We start from the raw sequence: 18,706 nt of genomic DNA on the forward strand, positions 1-18,706 counted from the left end.
ATAGCTTTTGATTTTTGCGACAACCCCTTTAAAGAAGTTTATTCATTATTTACAGACACGTCTGTATTTATTATATTTTCAATATTTCAACTAACAAGACTATTTATTTATGTTAACATCCATACTGCCTGAACGAAAACCTTCCAGATCCAAGGTGATATATAAAAAGCCGAGCTCTTTCAGATGCTTTATAACCACTTCCTGGCATTCCATAAATTTCATAAAATCCTCTTTATCAATTTCAATACGGATGATATCATTATGGGCTCTTAATCTCACATTGTAAAATCCCAGACCTTTTATAAATTTTTCCCCCAGATCAATACGTTCCAGCAGATCAAAATCTAAAACAGCTCCGTAAGGAAGTCTGGTCGCAAGACATGGTGCGGACGGTCTGTTGCTTGTAACTATATTAAGGTCAGCTGATAAAGAACGAATCTCATTTTTGGTAATCTCCAGCTCCAATAAGGGGCTGTGTATGCCCAATTCCTTTAAAGCTTTCATCCCTGGCCGATAGGCATTTAAATCATCATAGTTGCTGCCATCCATCAGATAATGATAACCCTCCTCATCGGCAGCTTTTATTAAGGTTTTAAATAAAAGGTTCTTACAACGATAACAACGGTCAACCGGATTATACATAATTTCCGGATCAGCAAATTCATCAACTTCTATCACCTTATGGACCGCACCAAAGCTTTCTGCTAAAGCCTTAGCTTCATCTAAATCACCATGGGGATGAAGTTTTGTTTCAAAAGTAACAGCTAATACGGAATGATGCATTTTTTTACCTGTATCACAGGCTATTTTTAACAGGAGGCTGCTATCAACACCGCCGGAAAACGCCACGCAGATTCCGGCTGACATATTAGTTTCCATTATCAGCTCCAGTTTTTTCAGATTCTGTTTATTTCTATCATGATTCATATTATTTATTGGATTCAATGACAAAACTCCTTTTATTTGCTAAATTCCAGGTTATTGCGAAACCCTGCTATTGTATCTATATAATACGATGCAATTGATACAATTTCAGAGCTGAATCTTGCACTGAGACAACTGAAGCTCTGAAATTCGTATCAATTGTACGCTATATTCGGAAAACTATATAGTTTCGCAATTACTTGTTCATATTTTGTTATTTTTAATTAACCTTGACTGGCTAAGGTTTGTACCAGACTGTATAATGTTATATAATCTTTACCGGATTTATTGCACAATTTCTTAATGCTGTCACATTCCGGATAATAGAACGTTTTATCATGATAAGTACATACTTTAACAAGTGCCTCACCATAAGGAGTAATTATGGGTATTATTTCCCTGTTAAGTGTTGTCCTCAGTGCTTCCTGCTTACGGATTCCAATTGTGGTAGTATGGGTAAAGATTATTTCTTCCATTTCCGCTACTTTATTTTCGCTGCATATAACTCCAAGGAGATAAGCCGGGCGGTTTTTCTTCATAAAGATTGGGGTATAATAAGCATCTTTTGCTCCATTTTGTAATAATGTTTCCAAAGCGATAGACATTGCTTCGCCGCTGCAGTCATCAATATTAGCTTCTAATACCCAAACCTTATCAGGAACTGTATCAAATGAAGAATTACCTGTAGTATCTTCAATTAACATGGCACGCAGAAAGCTGGTACGTTCATAATTTCTCTTACCGGCACCCAGGCCGATTTTACTAATTTTAAATTCCTTTGGAAGAACTTCTTTCGTTCTTATGGCGGCGGCAATGGCAGCTCCGGTAGGAGTAACTAATTCTCCTTTTATAGAGGTGATATGAAGGGAAAGGTGGTGTTCCGTAACAATATTGACTACGGCAGGAACAGGAACCGGAAGTATCCCGTGCTGGCAGTTTATATGACCGGTACCCTCATACAATTCTGACACAATTACATCTCCGATATTTAAATTATCCAGACATATGGAGACAGCGACGATATCCACTATTGAGTCCACCGCGCCAACTTCATGAAAATGAACTTCTTCAATTGGCTTACCATGCGCTTTTGACTCGGCTACTGCAACAATATAGAATATTCTTTTCGCAATTTGCTTAGCATTATCTGTGATAGCCGAACCATCAATGATTGCATTAATATCATTCAGATTCCGGTGTTCATGGTGCCCATAATGAATATGGGGATGCTCTCCCTCATGTGAATGGGAGTGAATATGCATACCTTCCGGGCGTTTCAAACGAGCATGAAGATGCACATGTTTATGTCCGTTAGAATGTTCATGGGAATGTTCTGGGATGTGCTCATGAGAATGTTCTGTGTGTTCATGAGAATGTTCTGTGTGTTCATGGGAATGTTCTGGGATATGCTCATGAGAATGTTCCGCGTTATGTTCGTGAGAATGTTCTATGTTATGCTCATGAAGATATTCATGGTTATGTGTCTCATGAGATGCGCTTGTACCAGTATGCTTATTATCTTCTGTCTCATAATTAGCTTCCGGCACATCTAAAATTACGTGAAAATCGCAGGCATCAATACTGTTAATTGCTTTTCTGCTGATCTCAATCTTATAACCATCTACGTTAAGGCTATTTAAACCGGCAGTTAATACTTCCACATCCGCACCAAGATCGATTAAGGAAGCAACAGTCATATCACCGCTTATACCGGAATAACACTCTAAATATAAAGTCTTTTTATCCATAATTATTCTCCATTCTATATAAAAGTACTTTCTTACATCATATATTGCTATTATAACATTATGCATTGGAAATAAGCAAATAATAGATTTTAAATAACCCATCTCCAGATATTATATAACAGTCTTATAATAAAAATCAATTATGCTGTAAAAATAACTATTGACATAGGTAATGAGTTATGCTAAACTTGCCATGAACTAGGGGTGCCTGATGAATCAGGCTGAGAGAAAACTACTCAAATGTTTTAAACCCTGAAACAGTGAGAACTGTTTCATACCTGATCCGGATAATGCCGGCGTAGGGATGTATAGGAAAATGCTTAAATAAATTAGGCCAGTTAATATACATACCTCTCCGGTTAACGGAGAGGTATTTTTTATATCATTGGAAAGTTCTCCGAACTTCCCAACGATATAAAAACCCTCCGGGCGGATGGGCACGAATGCAAAAGGATAATATCCTTTGGGTAGATAGGAAAACAGATACATAATAACAATCAGAGTGTGAGGCTGTTATAACAGCCTTAAGAAAAAAGGAGGACAAAAAATGAATGCAAGTGTAGCAATACAGGTATTACCCCATGTTGATACCGATGAGGAAGTAATTAGAATAGTCGATGAGGTTATCGCCTATATTAAAAACACCGGTTTAAATTATTATGTAGGACCTTGTGAAACAGCGATTGAAGGAGAATACGAAGAATTAATGGAAATAGTGAAAAATTGCCAGTATATTGCAATAAAAGCCGGATGTCCGAAAGTAGCTGCCTACGTAAAAATAAGTTTTGCACCGGAGGGTGGTGTATTAACAATTGAAAAAAAAGTTACAAAACATCATTTATAAAATATCCCCAGTATTTGCGATAGCTGCTATTTTAGCAGTATGGCAGCTTTGCTCGTCTGTTGGTTTTGTTCCTAAGTTTATGCTGCCGTCCCCGGCAGATGTTGTGGCTGCATTTTTCAGTGATTTCTCATTATTAATGACCCACGCTGTGACAACTTTAACGGAAGCATTTATTGGATTATCTTTAGGAATTCTATTAGGATTTGTAGTGGCTGTGGTAATGGACCGGTTTCAGATTGCCTATAAATCGATTTACCCGGTTCTGGTCATCACCCAGACGGTACCTACGGTTGCCATCGCCCCTTTATTGGTGCTCTGGCTTGGATATGGCATACTGCCAAAAGTTACGCTGATTATAATAACATCATTTTTCCCAATTACGATTGGTTTATTGGATGGTTTTCGATCTGCCGATGCAGATGCCGTAAATCTTTTAAAAGCCATGGGAGCCAGCCGTATGCAGCGATTTTTTCATATAAAACTCCCAAGTTCCATGAGTCATTTTTTTGCAGGACTTAGGATATCCGTTTCCTATTCCGTAATTGGTGCGGTTGTTGCCGAATGGCTTGGAGGTTTTAACGGCTTGGGAGTTTATATGACCAGAGTCAGGAAATCTTATTCCTATGATAAAATGTTTGCTGTCATTTTTTTTATATCCCTTATCAGTTTATTACTGATGTTTTTGGTGACATTAATGCAAAAAGCATTAATGCCCTGGGACCATAGAGATACAAAGAAATCGGACAGGACTGCTGCAAAAAGTTAATACGTAATACTTAGGTTTAAATATCATTAACTTATTATTATGCCGTTAATGAATGAAATATTGACAGAATAAGGAACAGGAAAGGAAAACTATTTAAATGAAAAAGAAATTACTGACATTATTGCTGACAGCTGTTTTAGTTACAGCGACTTTATCAGCCTGTGGAAATAAAGAAAAAAATGAAGCCGGTAAAGCAAATACGGCTAACGATACAACCGTTACGGAAGAGAATACGGCGGCTGAAACACCTGCCACGGCGGAAGATACCGTCAGCATGGCAGATGAAAAAGAAAAAGTTCGCATTGTACTTGACTGGACCCCTAATACCAATCATACGGGTTTATACGTAGCCCAGGCAAAAGGTTTTTTTGATGCTGCCGGACTTGAAGTAGAGATCATGCAGCCGCCGGAAGGAAGTACAACGGAATTAGTCGGTGCCGGCGGTGCAGAATTCGGTATCAGTTTCCAGGATACTTTAGCACCTACCTTTGCTTCGGATAATCCTATGCCGGTTACTGCAGTTGCCGCCATAATACAGCATAACACATCCGGTATTATTTCTCTGAAAAAAACCGGTATCGATACCCCGGCTAAAATGGCAGGTCATTCCTATGCAACCTGGGATTCTCCAATCGAACTTGCGATTATTAAGAAGATTGTGGAAGATGACGGCGGTAAATATGATGATATCAAAATGATTCCAAATACAGTTACGGATGTAGTTACCGCTCTTCAGACTGATATTGATTCCGTGTGGGTATATTATGCTTGGGACGGTATTGCCACAAAGGTTGCAGGTCTTAAGACCAATTATCTTAACTTTGCAGATTATGGTAAGGAACTGGATTATTATAGTCCTGTTATTATTGGAAATAATGATTACCTAAAAAATAATCCTGAAACTGCAAAGAAATTTATAGATGCCGTAAAGCAGGGCTATGAATATGCGATTGCCAATCCGGACGATGCCGCTGCAGTGCTTTTAGCTGCTGTTCCGGAATTAGACGAAACTCTTGTGAAAGAAAGCCAGAAATGGCTTGCCGATCAATATAAAGCCGAAGAGACAAGGTGGGGTTATATTGATCCGGCAAGATGGGACGCCTTTTATGCCTGGTTATTTAAAAATGGTCTAGTTGAAAAAGAAATTCCTGCAGGAACCGGCTTTAGTAATGATTTCTTATCGGAATAACTAAAATTCTGATCAGTATAATAGGTAATTGCGAAACTATATGGTTTTATGAATATACCATACAAAATGATATTTGTTTCTAGCTTCAGTTGCCCTCCGGGCAGGATTCAGCTCTGAAATTATACTTAATTGCATGGTATTAGATACAAGTTGCGCAATTACTTAAAACAGTATAATCCAGAAAGGAAATATACATGGAAAAGCTAACTGCAAAAGGAATTTCAGTAAGTTTTGACGGCAATAAAATCATAGAGGATATTTCCATTGAACTGAATAGAAATGAAATTGTATGCCTTTTAGGTGTAAGCGGTGCCGGTAAGACTACTTTATTTAATGTATTATCAGGCTTATTATATCCGGATAGCGGTACAGTTACCTTAGACGATACGGATATAACGGGCAAAGCCGGTAAAATCAGCTATATGCTTCAGAAAGACCTGCTTTTGCCGTTTAAGACAATACTAGATAATGTTTCATTGCCTTTGAGGATAAAAGGAGTAAAGAAAAGTACAGCAAGGGAAACTGCAGCACAGTATTTTGCGGAATTCGGACTTTACGGTACGGAAAAAAAATATCCCCACCAGTTATCGGGAGGTATGAGACAAAGGGCAGCTCTGCTTCGTACTTATTTATTTTCGGACAGGGTAGCGTTATTGGATGAGCCTTTCAGTGCTCTTGATACCATAACCAAAAGCAGTATGCATGAATGGTATCTGGAGGTAATGGAGCAAATCAGACTTTCCACTTTATTTATAACACATGATATTGACGAGGCAATTCTTCTGTCGGATAGAATTTATATGATGACAGGAAAGCCAGGCAGCATAACAGAAGAGATTATTATTGACAAACCAAAACCCAGGAGTAAGGATTTTATTGTCAGTGAACAATTTATGGAATATAAAAAACGTATATTAAACATTTTGGAACAATAAAATAGTATTATTTAAAAGAGTCTTCCTAAAACTTTAATTATAAACCTGGCATAATTATAAGGTAATAATGGTAAGTTTTTGGAAGACTCTTTTTGTATAAAAAAAACATTGAAAAAATATATATTTTTAGTTAAAATAGATATATAAAATCGTTTTTTGTTATTTTATGTAATATTTTGGCGTTATTACTGAATTATTTGTATGCTTTAAGACCGTTAATTTTTCGCATAAATTTAATATTAAGCTAATAGAAATTGATTGAATTAGAAAGGCAGGTTTTTATCAATTATTCTGAGGGTGAGGTAGTTGTCAGCAAAATAAAAAACATCAAGTTTTTAGCTGGGACAGATATGACAAAGGGAGGCCGCATGTTAATCCAACGTAAATCCTACTTAGAAGGAGACATTGATGAAACTGAAGAAACCTATCATCATTTTATTGATTTTTATCAGTAACTTAATAACATACCAAAATAAGTATGATTCTTTAATAAAGGATTTTAAAAATAATGCAATATCAAAAGAAGCTATCCTGAATCGGCATATAGATTTAATCAGCGGTTATGCGGACATTATATCTATTTTTGGTAATGGCATTTACCAGAGTACGGAAGCAAGTAATTCCAGATTTCTTGATTTCGTTCAATATAATTCGAAAGAGAATTATTTCCATACAGATGTTATCGGCGGTACAATAATGGAAAAAACGGAAGGAAATTTAACCGGCGTCGGCAGGATACCAACTGATATAACTGTAAGGGATGATTTAAATTTAGCCATACATTTTAATAAGGTTTTTAATAAATTATATCAAAAACTTCCGGATATAAAATGGATGAGTTATATCAGTGAGAATAATTTTATTAACCATTACCCTTTTATTTATTCGAAGGATTTTCGATATACAGATGATTTAAAAAAGCAAATATTTTATACAAAGGCAGCACCGGAAGAAAACTATACCCAAAAGTCTGTCTGGACACCGGTGTATTTAAACCAGGATAAAACAGAATTAATCGTTACATATTCAACACCGATCTATCATAGGAAGCAATTTATGGGTGTCGTAACTATAGATTTCTCAAATTTCCGTTTTAATGAAATGATAGATTCGAATTACGAAAGCTGCCTTGTTGATGAAAATGATTTCGTTATCGCCTCCGGGCACAAAAAAGCATTGGGTAAAGAGGTGATTTCCATGGAAGAATTTTTGGATATTTCTGATTTTACCGCTAATACTATGAAACACATGGAAGTTAATGAGGTAAAACGAATTAATGGTTATTATGTATATTCCATTCGCTTAACCAATGCACCCTGGAACCTATTTATACGAGTACCGGCATGGACGATATTATTGCAATCTATACTTACAACACTGCCAATTATGTTAATCTGCCTCTTCTTATTATTGACCATGAATGAAGCGGAAAAACGGAAACAAACGGCTAGATTATTAAAGGATTCCATTGTGGAATTAAAATCTTATCAAAGATTGTTAGAGAGTGCGGCTAAAATGGATTTTCTAACAACCACTTATAATCGAAGGGGTTATGAGGAAAAATTAACCGAATATATGAAAGAGACGGAAGTAAATAAATTACCCATTTCCGTTTTAATTGCAGATATCGATTTTTTTAAACATTATAATGATACTTATGGTCATGCGGCAGGTGATAAGGTTTTAATAAATACGGCAGCTATTATGCAAAGAAATGTATCCAAAAAAGACATCGTCTGCCGTTGGGGTGGTGAGGAATTTTTAATAGTATTATTTAATAAGACTTATGAAGAAGCACTTATCGTAGCAGAAAACATCCGAAAAGATATAGAAACTTCCCTTATAAAATTGGAGAATTCACAGACGTTAAACTTTACTATTACCATTGGCGTAGCAGAATATGAGAGGGATAACAGTTTTGACCAGTGTATTTCAAATGCTGATAAAGCCTTGTATAACGGAAAAGAACAAGGCAGAAATAAGGTTACAGGAAGTAGATATTTGCTGTAATTAAAAAAATTTAAAATTTACTGTAATTAAATTTGAAAAAGATATTTACATTAAAATTAGTATAGTATTATAATTAATTCAGCAGTAAAATTATTACATTCTTATATGGAGATGAATAGATGAAAAATGGGATAATATATCTTAAAATAGCTGTAAACCTAATAATTTTCATTTTAGGACTGCTTTTTGTCATATTCATATTCCCTAAAATTTTAGCATTTTTTATGCCCTTTGTAATTGGCTGGATTATATCCATGATAGCGAATCCACTTGTTAAGTTTTTGGAGAAAAGAGTGAAAATCTTAAGAAAGCATAGTTCGGCGATTATAATCATAGTGGTCATTGCAGCGGTAATTGGTGTTTTATATGCTTTAGTATCCTTAATAATGAGGGAGTCGGTCAGGTTAATGAGTGACCTGCCTAATATCTATAAAAGCATAGAAAACCAGTTAAATGAATTATCAGTTAAATTACAAGGTGTTTACTCCTTACTTCCTGCCGGTATGAAACATATGGTGGACAGGATGAATATAAATATATCAGAATATGGCTCAAAATTAATGGCGGAAGAAAATATGCCCACCATTAGCGAGGCCGGAACGTATGCAAAAAATATTGTCGAAATGCTGCTTATGACAATTATAACTATTTTATCGGCATATTTCTTTATAGCAGAACGGGAGAATCTGTCAAGAAGCATTAAAAAGATAATGCCCCGGGCGGTGGTAAAAAGTTATACTTTGATAATTGATAATTTTAAAGCTGCTGTCGGCGGTTATTTCAAAGCTCAGTTTAAAATTATGCTGATTTTGATCATTATTTTATTTATAGGTTTTGAATTACTGAAAGTTGACTATTCTTTTCTTTTGGCAACAGGTATTGCATTTCTGGACTTCCTCCCATTCTTTGGGACGGGTGTAGTAATCTGGCCGTGGGCATTGGCTGACTTTTTACTTGGCAGTTACTTAAAAGCAGTGTTACTGATTGCGATATACCTTATCTGCCAAATTGTAAAGCAGGTCCTTCAGCCTAAAATGGTGGGAGACAGTATCGGTATCAATCCGTTTGCAACTTTAATTTTTATGTTTGTCGGTTACCGTTTTATGAATGTACTTGGAATGATTATCGGTATACCTATCGGGATGATTTTAGTTAAGTTTTACCAAATTGGGATGTTTGACAGAGTGATAAAAGGGTTTAAGATTATAGTCCATGATTTAAATGAATTTCGTAAATTCTAATACTTTAGTATGAATTGTTATTAAATTTAATTAGGTAAATAAATTACTTTAAATAACCCTGTTTTTTTCGCAATTATTGTTGACCAGGCTTTAAAAATTATATATTATTTAGTTATAAAAAATGCGAAATGAATTAGGGAATTTGGGGAAGACATTATACTGAAAGGGATAAAACTATGAAAGAAAATAATCTGCAGAATAATGCTAATTCAATTGTCACTGCCAATGAAATACGAGCAATATTAAGTGATTTTCGTATAGGCAAAAAACCTCTTGCAAAACTATTGGGTTGGGGGGAAACCACCATCATAAGATATATAGAAGGTGATATACCAACTGCGGAATACTCCAACAAATTAAAAACCATAGCGGAAGAGCCGGCTTATTATTATGAATTATTACTGGAGAACAAAGATAATTTAACGAAAGTAGCTTATCGAAAAAGTTTGCAGGCTGTGCTGGAAAAATTAACGGAGAAAAAGATTAACCTGATTGCACAGTATATGATTTATTTCTGTCAGGGAGATTTATCTCCAAGTTATCTTCAATGGCTTCTCTATTATTCCCAAGGGTTTTCTCTGGCATTATTTGATAAAGAAATATTTGAGGATGATTATAATGTAAATCAGGAAAATGCTCCTTATTACCAGCTTTACTTCACTATGAAAAAACATGGTGTTAATGTTTTCGAAATTCCTGAAAGCAGACTGGCAGAAGAAGAGATGAAACTCATCAATAAGATTCTTGACACATTCTGTTGGTACGGCCCGAAAGCGCTAAAATCAATCACTACATCAGAACGTTCCAATTTCCGGATATCAAGGGATAAAGAAGGCAGAAAGATTATTTCAAAAGAAACAATAAAGAACTATTTTAAAGATATTTTAGTTCAATATGAGATACATAATCTGGATGATATTAATAAATATCCTGACAGACGGTTTATGCAATTAAAAGGTATTTGAATTTTATAGAAATCCCTGATTAATAAATTCAGTAAATCAATAGAATATTATATTAAAAATACTTAAACAATTTCTTATATATTTTGACCAGTAGTATGTGGATTGAAATATATAAGAAATTGTTTATTTTAGACTTAAGCATAACAAATGCTGGAGAAATTTCTTGCTGATTTTAATCACTTATTCAGGTATTGCTGTTTTTACTCCGGTTATTTTTTGATAGATATGGTATTTGGTCTCCAACCTTATTGGCTGATAAGATAGTTTTGATTTTCTAAGTCCCTCCTGGCCTAAATCGTCTTCTCTGTTAACAATTTTAGCCTCGGGGAAAGCATGGATTAAAAATTGCTGATTAATAAAGTTATATAATCCGGGAATGTTAATATTTGCTTTTTCAATATGAATAAATGCACACTCAATATCAGGGGCATAACTGCCAATGGAATAGGCCTCCAATTTATTGTCTATATAGACACCACCAAGTTCACAATCAATTAACCCGCAGTTTCTGAAAAGTCTGTGGATACCGTTTTCTTCCATACGCATACTGCCGTGTTTATCTTCATAGTCACGGTTATCCAGCCATGTATCATGGAAAGCCTCGATTTCTTCAATATCCGCGCAGGAAAGAGACCTATATTCATATCTTCCCGCATAATTCTTTAAAAAAGAATTCAGGTGATTTTTTTTCTTGTGATATGCTTTTCCGCTTAAGGTTCTTAATTTTTCAGCATCATACATGTAATCATAAGAATCCCTGTCATCAATAATATCAAATTCATCCATAAAACCCGGAATGGTTTTAAGAATTTCCAGAAAAACCCCGTCTACCAGATACATATTTAAAGGTTCATGCAGATTTTGATTCCAATGACTTTTAATTTCCATAAATACATCTTTGATATCTTCAATTTTACACATAGGCATCATCGGACAGTTACGATTTCTTGATTTAATTACGCACATCATATACATATCATTGCAGTAATAATGGGTATCATAGAATTCTTCCCATATAATTGCATTAATAGATTGGCGTTCGGAAATATAGATTGGACGTAAGTTATTGTATTTCTCTAAATACAGGCTGTCCATTATAGTTAACTTTTTTAATTCTATCCCCATAGATATCACTCCAGATTATAAAAAACAGCCGGGTGCCTTTTGGCAGCCAGGCCGCCTTTCCTATTATTTTTATTTATTCTGACTGTTTCTCTTTGCCCTCATTCGCATTGTCGGATCTAATATTTTTTTACGGATCCTTAAACTTTTGGGAGTAACTTCTAATAATTCATCGGTATCAATAAATTCCAGAGCCTGTTCCAGACTTAAAATTCGTGGCGGAGTTAATTTTAAGGCTTCATCGGCACTGGAGGAGCGGGTATTGGTAAGTTGTTTTCTCTTACATACATTAACTTCAATATCCTCTGCTTTACCATTCTGTCCTACAACCATACCGGAATAAACTTTTTCTCCGGGATTAATAAATAAAGTTCCTCTTTCCTGAGCATTAAATAAACCATAAGTGATAGCTTCACCTGATTCATAGGCAATTAAAGAACCTTGTTTTCTGTATTGGATGTCTCCCTTGTAAGGACCATAATCGTCAAATAATGTGTTAAGAATACCATTACCTTTTGTATCAGTCATGAACTCACCGCGGTAACCGATGAGGCCTCTGGAAGGTATGGAGAATTCGAGACGGGAGTAGCCGCCGCTTGCGGTAGACATACCCTGCAGTTCTCCTTTTCTCTGGCTTAATTTATCAATAACAGTACCTGAGAATTCTTCCGGTACATCAATAATAGCTCTTTCCATAGGTTCAAGCTGTTTGCCCTTTTCGTCATATTTATATAAAACCTCTGCCTTGCTTACTGCAAACTCATAACCTTCTCTACGCATATTCTCGATTAAAACGGATAGATGTAATTCACCGCGGCCGGATACTTTATAACTTTCCGTAGCATCCGTTTCTTCGACCCTAAGACTTACGTCCGTATTTAATTCACGGAAGAGACGGTCCCTTAAATGACGGGATGTTACATATTTACCTTCCTGCCCGGCAAGAGGACTGTCATTTACCATAAAGTGCATGGCTATGGTAGGTTCGGAAATCTTCTGGAACGGAATCGGTTCCGGATTATCCGGTGAACATATGGTATCACCGATATGAATATCTGCAATACCTGATATGGCAACTATGGAACCTACGGTTGCTTCTGCCACCTCAATCTTTTTTAAACCTTCAAATTCATATAATTTACTGATTTTAACTTTGACATTCTTGTTAGGGTCATGGGCATTTACCATAACGGCTTCCTGATTTACCTTGATGGTACCGTTGTCTACTTTACCTACTCCGATACGCCCAACATATTCATTATAATCAATGGTACTGATCAGCACCTGTGTGCTGGCATCAGGATCACCCTCCGGAGCAGGTATATAATCAATAATAGTTTCAAATAAAGGTTTCATACTTTCCGGTGTATCATCTAACTCTAAGATAGCTATACCGGATTTAGCAGATGCATAAACAAAAGGACAATCGAGCTGTTCGTCGGAAGCATCTAATTCTATAAACAATTCCAATACTTCATCAATAACTTCCTTTGGCCGCGCTTCCGGTCTGTCAATCTTGTTAATGCAGACAATAACCGGTAAGTTCAGTTCCAGTGCTTTCTTAAGAACGAATTTAGTCTGCGGCATCGCCCCTTCAAAGGCATCCACAACTAATATAACACCGTTAACCATTTTTAAGACACGTTCCACTTCACCACCAAAATCTGCATGGCCAGGAGTATCAATGATATTGATTTTAACTCCTTCATAATATATAGCTGTATTTTTAGAAAGTATCGTAATCCCACGTTCCCTCTCAATATCATTGGAGTCCATAACCCTTTCCTGTACGGTCTGGTTGGAACGGAATACACCGCTTTGCTTTAGTAGCTCATCTACCAAGGTTGTTTTGCCATGGTCAACATGGGCAATAATAGCGATGTTACGAATATCTTCTCTTTTGATTTTCATATAGTACTTCCTTCCTTTTTAGTGCCTTTTAGGTACCTAGCAATAGATAATTATTCAAAAACTTTTACTCACTTATAAATGAATTCTGTTACCTGTAAATAGCAGTTGCTGTCATAATAAATACGGTTAAGTAATAGATTATAAGGTATTATTATGGTTAAACTTTTAAAATGAGTATAGTCCGGAATATTCTAACTTGAATATTGTATCATATAACAGAAAATTTACAAGGCTTTTCATTTACAGTCCCAATTTTTCAGCGTTTTGCTGTCGGGAATGAACCATAATAAAAATAAATTAGGAAATTTTTTGAAATTTTGATTCTAAAATGATAAAAACGAGCATACATATAATAATGGAGAAAATATTTATCTTGAATTTCAGGACAATGAAATTGGGTAACCAATATATTTGTACAGAGCAGGATTAAAGAGAAGGGAGTCATACGATATGACAGATAAAGTATTTGATAACAATCAAGTAAGTATTGCAGGCGAGGTAATGACTGATTTTGTATTCAGTCACGATGTATTCGGGGAAGGCTTTTACATTTTGGATGTATCGGTAAGCCGGTTAAGTAATTCCTATGATATTATTCCTATCATGGTATCTGAGAGACTAATCGATGTAAAAGCAGATTTAAAAGGAAAATATGTGGAGGTAAATGGGCAGTTCCGTTCCTACAACCGGCATGAGGATAACAAAAACCGTTTAGTTCTGTCCGTATTTGCCAGAGAAATTAAAGTTTGTGAAGAAGATATGGATGGTGTAAGACCAAATTATATCTTTTTAGATGGTTATGTTTGTAAGCAACCGATATATCGAAAGACTCCTTTAGGCAGAGAGATTGCAGATATTTTATTGGCAGTAAATCGTCCCTATGGTAAATCTGATTACATACCATGTATTTGCTGGGGTAGAAACGCAAGATTTGCAGAGAATTTTACTGTGGGTGGACACATACAGGTCTGGGGCAGAATCCAAAGCAGGGAATATCAGAAAAAAGTCGGTGAGACCGACTATGAAAGACGTGTAGCATATGAAGTTTCAGTGAGTAAACTGGAATATTTGGAAGAATATTGATTAATTGACTAACCGGACGCTTTGCCCGGTTAGTTTTTGGTAATACCATAAACTACCGCATTTAATCCATGTTATGAGGCAAAGCTGGTTACATCATATCTCATTATAGTTTATCATTTAATATTTTTTATTAGCATATATCTCTATAAGCTTTACGTTGGGCTGTATAGAAATCTCGTAGACTGATGATGCTAAAAACGTTAAAATATATTTATTATATAGTCTGATATATAAGGATGCATAAAAAAGACAACGAACCAGGTTATAAAAAAGTAAAAATATATCTCATGAAATATTAATAACCCTTTTTTCTTAGAAAAGGAAGTATTTAAGCAGAATTTATTGATTATCTTAGGACTAAGATTTTTTACGACGAGAAACAAAATATATCCCAGATAGGTACCTAAGGTATTAGTCCATAAATCATTCACATCCGATATTCGAAAACAAAAGAGCTGCATGGTTTCAATTATCAGTGAAAGAAGAAAACCGGTAAAAACAGTCTTTTTTAAATTATATTGTATCCATAAAAGCGGAAGTAAAAAACCAAAAGGTATAAATAAAAATATATTATTAACGTATTGATCATAATATGGAAAAATTCCGTCAAAAAGGTCAAAACTAATATTGGTATCCAGATGAATCGTTGTAATCGAGGGGATACCGGTAACCAGAAAAATTCCTGCCAATAAAAAGCAAAAAACATATGTTCCTATTTTATGAGAAATGGAAGCGGAAACATGATTTATATACTTAAACAGGATCTGAACAGTTATTAAAAGCGGTATCATCACAGTGAAAATAATTGTAGCTTTTGTAAATAAAATAATCAAAAACATAATAGCACCTCGTTTACTATTTCGTTAAATAGATTTTAACAAAATAAAAGATTAATAACCATTTTGAAAACCTTAAAATTGATTAAGATAAAGTAAATAAATCTTTATTTCATATGTAGAAAAGGAACATAATGATTATCCGACCGTAACATATATCTTGATTAAGGAATGGTATAAATAGAGATGGCAGTTGATTTAGAATAAATAAAAGAATATTATAATTTCTTATAAGTAATTCCAACATCAGCTTTGCTCAAAGTCTGAATAAGAAGCAGGAGTATGATATGTATCTGCAGTGAATTGAAAGGCAGCTTTCCTGAACTGCAGATACATATCATACTCCTGTTTTTCCTATGCCCTAATAGCAAAGCGTCCGTTAGCCACTTTAAGAAATATATTTTTCCGAAAATTCATATTGACAAGCAATAACGGTAATGATAATATGTGTTAAAAGAATTATGGTAGAGACTTTAAATAAAATTGAATAGATGATTTTTTGGTAGAGGCGCATTTTTTAAGAGTACATAGCTGGATATGGCAGACATGGAAGAAAGCTGTGGAAAGGAAAAGATGCCGAAATTAAGGTAAACTGCATTGCCTTAGTTGGGCATATGGTAAATAACCATATGACTGTCATCATTTTATTGATGGAGTGCTGCCTAAAGAATGTAAGCCATTTATTTTTGCACACTGCTTTTTGTAGTTGAAGAATAGGCGTTACAGGAAAATTCTTTAGTGTCGACTCTTAAGTCGGCTTTTTTTTTACATAAATTTTAGGAGGTGCTGTTATGGCAATATTTAAAGGAGCCGGTGTTGCAATTGTAACACCATTTAAAGAAAACCTGGAAGTTAACTATGATAAGCTGGGGGAATTACTGGATTATCAGATTGAACATGGAACTGACAGTATTGTAATATGCGGAACGACCGGCGAAGCATCCACACTGACACATGAAGAACATTTGGAATGTATTAGGTACACCGTAGATAAGGTAAATAAAAGAATACCGGTTATAGCAGGAACCGGATCCAATAGTACGGATACAGCCATATATCTTTCAACGGAAGCTGAAAAATATGGTGCAGACGGGCTTTTACTGGTTACACCTTATTATAATAAAGCTACTCAGAGAGGATTAAAAGAACATTTCACGGATATTGCAAAGGAAGTGAATATTCCGATTATTCTCTATAATGTACCCGGCAGGACGGGATGTAACCTTCTTCCCAAAACAGCAGCGGAATTGGTAAAAGATGTGGATAACATTGTGGGAATGAAAGAAGCCAGTGGAAATATATCACAGGTTGCAAACCTGATGCATCTTACACAGGGAGATATTGATTTATATTCCGGTAATGACGACCAGATAGTACCACTGCTATCCTTAGGCGGAATCGGTGTAATTTCCGTACTTTCTAATATAGCACCCAAAGAGACACATGATATAGTTGCAAACTATTTGGATGGGAATGTAAAATTAAGTTGTGAGCAGCAGTTAAATTACATACCATTAATAGACGCCCTGTTTTGTGAAGTGAATCCCATTCCCATTAAGAAAGCATTAAATCTTATGGGATTTGAAGTCGGAGGTTTAAGAAAACCTCTTACGGATATGGAACCTGAAAATGTAGAAAAACTAATAAAAGCCATGAATGAGAAAGGCCTGAAGATTGTTTAACCGAACAAGTAAAAATACCGCTTCTTAGCGTAGCGGACTTAATAATACCCGCTTTGGCTTTCTGTGCAATATTTCATATGGATTAAATAATTTTACAAATATATTGGTTAAACAAAGTTATAAGTTAATTGAATAATATAGTATGCAACCTCAGATTACTATAATATAATAAAGTATGGCATTATTAAAAATTACTTACATCACCATAGTAATAGTAATGAATTGTTGATGTAGAGTATTGAAAAGGTGCCATAAGATAAAAGTTACGAGGAGGATAAAATGACAAGAATAATATTACGCGGCTGCAATGGGAGAATGGGTCAGGAAATAACTAAACTTCTTAAATCCGATGAACAGGCCGTTATTGTAGCAGGTGTTGATTTGCATGAATCAACCGGTAACGGTTATCCTGTATTCACTTCTTTTTCCGCCTGTAATGTACTTGCAGACGTTATAATCGACTTTTCTTCTCCACAAAAGCTGAATGAAATGCTTGCATTTGCAGAAAGGAATCAATTACCCGTTGTATTATGTACGACGGGATTATCGGAAAATGATCTTGCAATGGTTAAAAAGGCTTCCCAGAATATTGCCATATTAAGATCGGCAAATATGTCCGTGGGAGTTAATACTGTGATGAAATTATTAAAGACTGCGGCACAGGTTTTAGCAGCGGCAGATTTTGATATAGAAATAGTAGAAAAACATCATAATCAGAAACTGGATGCACCATCTGGTACGGCTTTGGCATTGGCCGATGTCATGAATCAGGTATTGAATCAGGAATATGATTATAACTTTGACCGCTCCAGGGAACGTAAAAAGAGAGAAAAAAAAGAAATTGGCATCTCTGCTGTCCGAGGCGGAACGATTATCGGTGAGCATGAAGTGATATTTGCAGGTTTGGATGAAGTGATAGAAATCAAACATACGGCTTATTCCAGAGCCATTTTTGCAAAAGGAGCTATCCATGCCGCCAAATTTTTAGCAGATAAAGTTCCTGGTATGTATGAGATGAGTGATGCTATCGGTTAAATAATAAATAGCTGCAGCTAAATTATTTGAGAATTTTGCTGCAGCTGTTTTTACGTTTTAATGGATAATTGTGGCAAATGATAGGCATGTATCACTAATCCGCCATAAAAAAGACACATTTTATGTATATTAGGCAAAAAACATGTAGAATGTGCAAGTACTATTGTAAAAAATTAGCATTTGATTATAATGAATATTGTAATAAGCAATTTGTTACAGTAACTAGTAACCGTAAACTTTTTAAAGGAGGATTTCGAAATGAAAAATGTTCAGGAAAAGGTATGGAAAACAGTAGCAAAATGGGCTTATCAAATGACAGGTTTATCAAAAGACACCGCTTGCACGTCAATGGAGGAAAATAAAGATTTATCTACCTTGGTACAAGCATTAGGAATTTTTTAAGTCAGATTGCTGC

Annotated in this window: 16 protein-coding genes and 1 riboswitch; of the genes, 11 read left to right on the forward strand and 5 right to left on the reverse strand. The window is 35.2% G+C overall.

What is annotated here, in order from left to right:
* Positions 1-99: 99 nt before the first annotated feature.
* On the reverse strand, positions 100-945 hold the full coding sequence (gene larE / locus Ana3638_RS10415) for an ATP-dependent sacrificial sulfur transferase LarE (RefSeq protein WP_246240984.1): 846 nt from the start codon (positions 943-945) through the stop codon (positions 100-102).
* A gap of 203 nt (positions 946-1,148) precedes the next feature.
* Positions 1,149-2,672, reverse strand: a complete 1,524-nt coding sequence (larC, locus tag Ana3638_RS10420) for a nickel pincer cofactor biosynthesis protein LarC (RefSeq protein ID WP_161837962.1) — start codon at positions 2,670-2,672, stop codon at positions 1,149-1,151.
* A gap of 547 nt (positions 2,673-3,219) precedes the next feature.
* Here larC and Ana3638_RS10425 point away from each other — a divergent pair.
* The 7 genes from Ana3638_RS10425 to Ana3638_RS10455 all read left to right on the forward strand — a co-directional run bounded on the left by Ana3638_RS10425 (position 3,220) and on the right by Ana3638_RS10455 (position 10,622).
* Positions 3,220-3,516, forward strand: a complete 297-nt coding sequence (locus Ana3638_RS10425) for a thiamine-binding protein (RefSeq protein WP_161837963.1) — start codon at positions 3,220-3,222, stop codon at positions 3,514-3,516.
* Complete coding sequence (locus Ana3638_RS10430) at positions 3,485-4,282, forward strand: ABC transporter permease (protein ID WP_161837964.1); 798 nt, start codon at positions 3,485-3,487, stop codon at positions 4,280-4,282. Before Ana3638_RS10425 ends, Ana3638_RS10430 begins: the two co-directional genes overlap by 32 nt.
* Before the next feature lie 97 nt (positions 4,283-4,379).
* Entirely contained in the window at positions 4,380-5,471 is a 1,092-nt protein-coding gene (locus Ana3638_RS10435) for an ABC transporter substrate-binding protein (protein ID WP_161837965.1), read from the forward strand.
* A 194-nt stretch (positions 5,472-5,665) separates the two neighbouring features.
* The gene (locus Ana3638_RS10440; RefSeq protein ID WP_161837966.1) at positions 5,666-6,406 is read left to right on the forward strand and encodes an ABC transporter ATP-binding protein; all 741 of its coding nucleotides are present in this window, start codon (positions 5,666-5,668) and stop codon (positions 6,404-6,406) included.
* 408 nt (positions 6,407-6,814) lie between these two features.
* On the forward strand, positions 6,815-8,416 hold the full coding sequence (locus Ana3638_RS10445; protein WP_161837967.1) for a sensor domain-containing diguanylate cyclase: 1,602 nt from the start codon (positions 6,815-6,817) through the stop codon (positions 8,414-8,416).
* Positions 8,417-8,535: 119 nt separating this feature from the next.
* Positions 8,536-9,657 carry a sporulation integral membrane protein YtvI gene (ytvI, locus tag Ana3638_RS10450; RefSeq protein WP_161837968.1) on the forward strand — a complete coding sequence of 374 codons (1,122 nt, stop codon included), beginning with the start codon at positions 8,536-8,538 and terminating at the stop codon, positions 9,655-9,657.
* Positions 9,658-9,833: 176 nt separating this feature from the next.
* A complete protein-coding gene (locus Ana3638_RS10455; RefSeq protein WP_161837969.1) occupies positions 9,834-10,622 on the forward strand; it encodes a type II toxin-antitoxin system antitoxin SocA domain-containing protein in 789 nt (262 codons plus the stop codon).
* Positions 10,623-10,802: 180 nt separating this feature from the next.
* On the opposite strand, the gene Ana3638_RS10460 is transcribed toward Ana3638_RS10455, so the two are convergent.
* Together Ana3638_RS10460 and typA are read right to left on the reverse strand one after the other, a co-directional pair.
* The gene (locus Ana3638_RS10460; protein ID WP_161837970.1) at positions 10,803-11,747 is read right to left on the reverse strand and encodes a DUF2156 domain-containing protein; all 945 of its coding nucleotides are present in this window, start codon (positions 11,745-11,747) and stop codon (positions 10,803-10,805) included.
* 69 nt (positions 11,748-11,816) lie between these two features.
* Positions 11,817-13,655: a translational GTPase TypA gene (typA, locus tag Ana3638_RS10465; RefSeq protein WP_161837971.1), complete on the reverse strand. Its 1,839-nt coding sequence runs from the start codon at positions 13,653-13,655 to the stop codon at positions 11,817-11,819.
* 450 nt (positions 13,656-14,105) lie between these two features.
* Here typA and Ana3638_RS10470 point away from each other — a divergent pair, with 450 nt between their 5' ends.
* Positions 14,106-14,738: a single-stranded DNA-binding protein gene (locus tag Ana3638_RS10470; protein ID WP_161837972.1), complete on the forward strand. Its 633-nt coding sequence runs from the start codon at positions 14,106-14,108 to the stop codon at positions 14,736-14,738.
* A gap of 200 nt (positions 14,739-14,938) precedes the next feature.
* On the opposite strand, the gene Ana3638_RS10475 is transcribed toward Ana3638_RS10470, so the two are convergent.
* Positions 14,939-15,577: a VanZ family protein gene (locus Ana3638_RS10475; protein ID WP_161837973.1), complete on the reverse strand. Its 639-nt coding sequence runs from the start codon at positions 15,575-15,577 to the stop codon at positions 14,939-14,941.
* Positions 15,578-16,069: 492 nt separating this feature from the next.
* Positions 16,070-16,243, forward strand: a riboswitch (Lysine riboswitch).
* Between the two features lie 122 nt (positions 16,244-16,365).
* On the opposite strand from Ana3638_RS10475, the gene dapA reads away from it, so the two are divergent.
* The 3 genes from dapA (at position 16,366) to Ana3638_RS10490 (ending at position 18,693) form a co-directional block, all read left to right on the forward strand.
* Positions 16,366-17,256 (forward strand): 4-hydroxy-tetrahydrodipicolinate synthase, encoded by an 891-nt coding sequence (gene dapA / locus Ana3638_RS10480; protein ID WP_161837974.1) that lies wholly within the window; start codon positions 16,366-16,368, stop codon positions 17,254-17,256.
* Positions 17,257-17,535: 279 nt separating this feature from the next.
* A complete protein-coding gene (dapB, locus tag Ana3638_RS10485; protein WP_161837975.1) occupies positions 17,536-18,291 on the forward strand; it encodes a 4-hydroxy-tetrahydrodipicolinate reductase in 756 nt (251 codons plus the stop codon).
* A gap of 258 nt (positions 18,292-18,549) precedes the next feature.
* Positions 18,550-18,693, forward strand: coding sequence for a hypothetical protein (locus Ana3638_RS10490; protein ID WP_161837976.1), 144 nt, complete (start codon positions 18,550-18,552; stop codon positions 18,691-18,693).
* The last annotated feature ends 13 nt before the right edge of the window (positions 18,694-18,706 follow it).

This window comes from Anaerocolumna sedimenticola (assembly GCF_009931695.1).
Lineage (GTDB): Bacteria > Bacillota > Clostridia > Lachnospirales > Lachnospiraceae > Anaerocolumna > Anaerocolumna sedimenticola.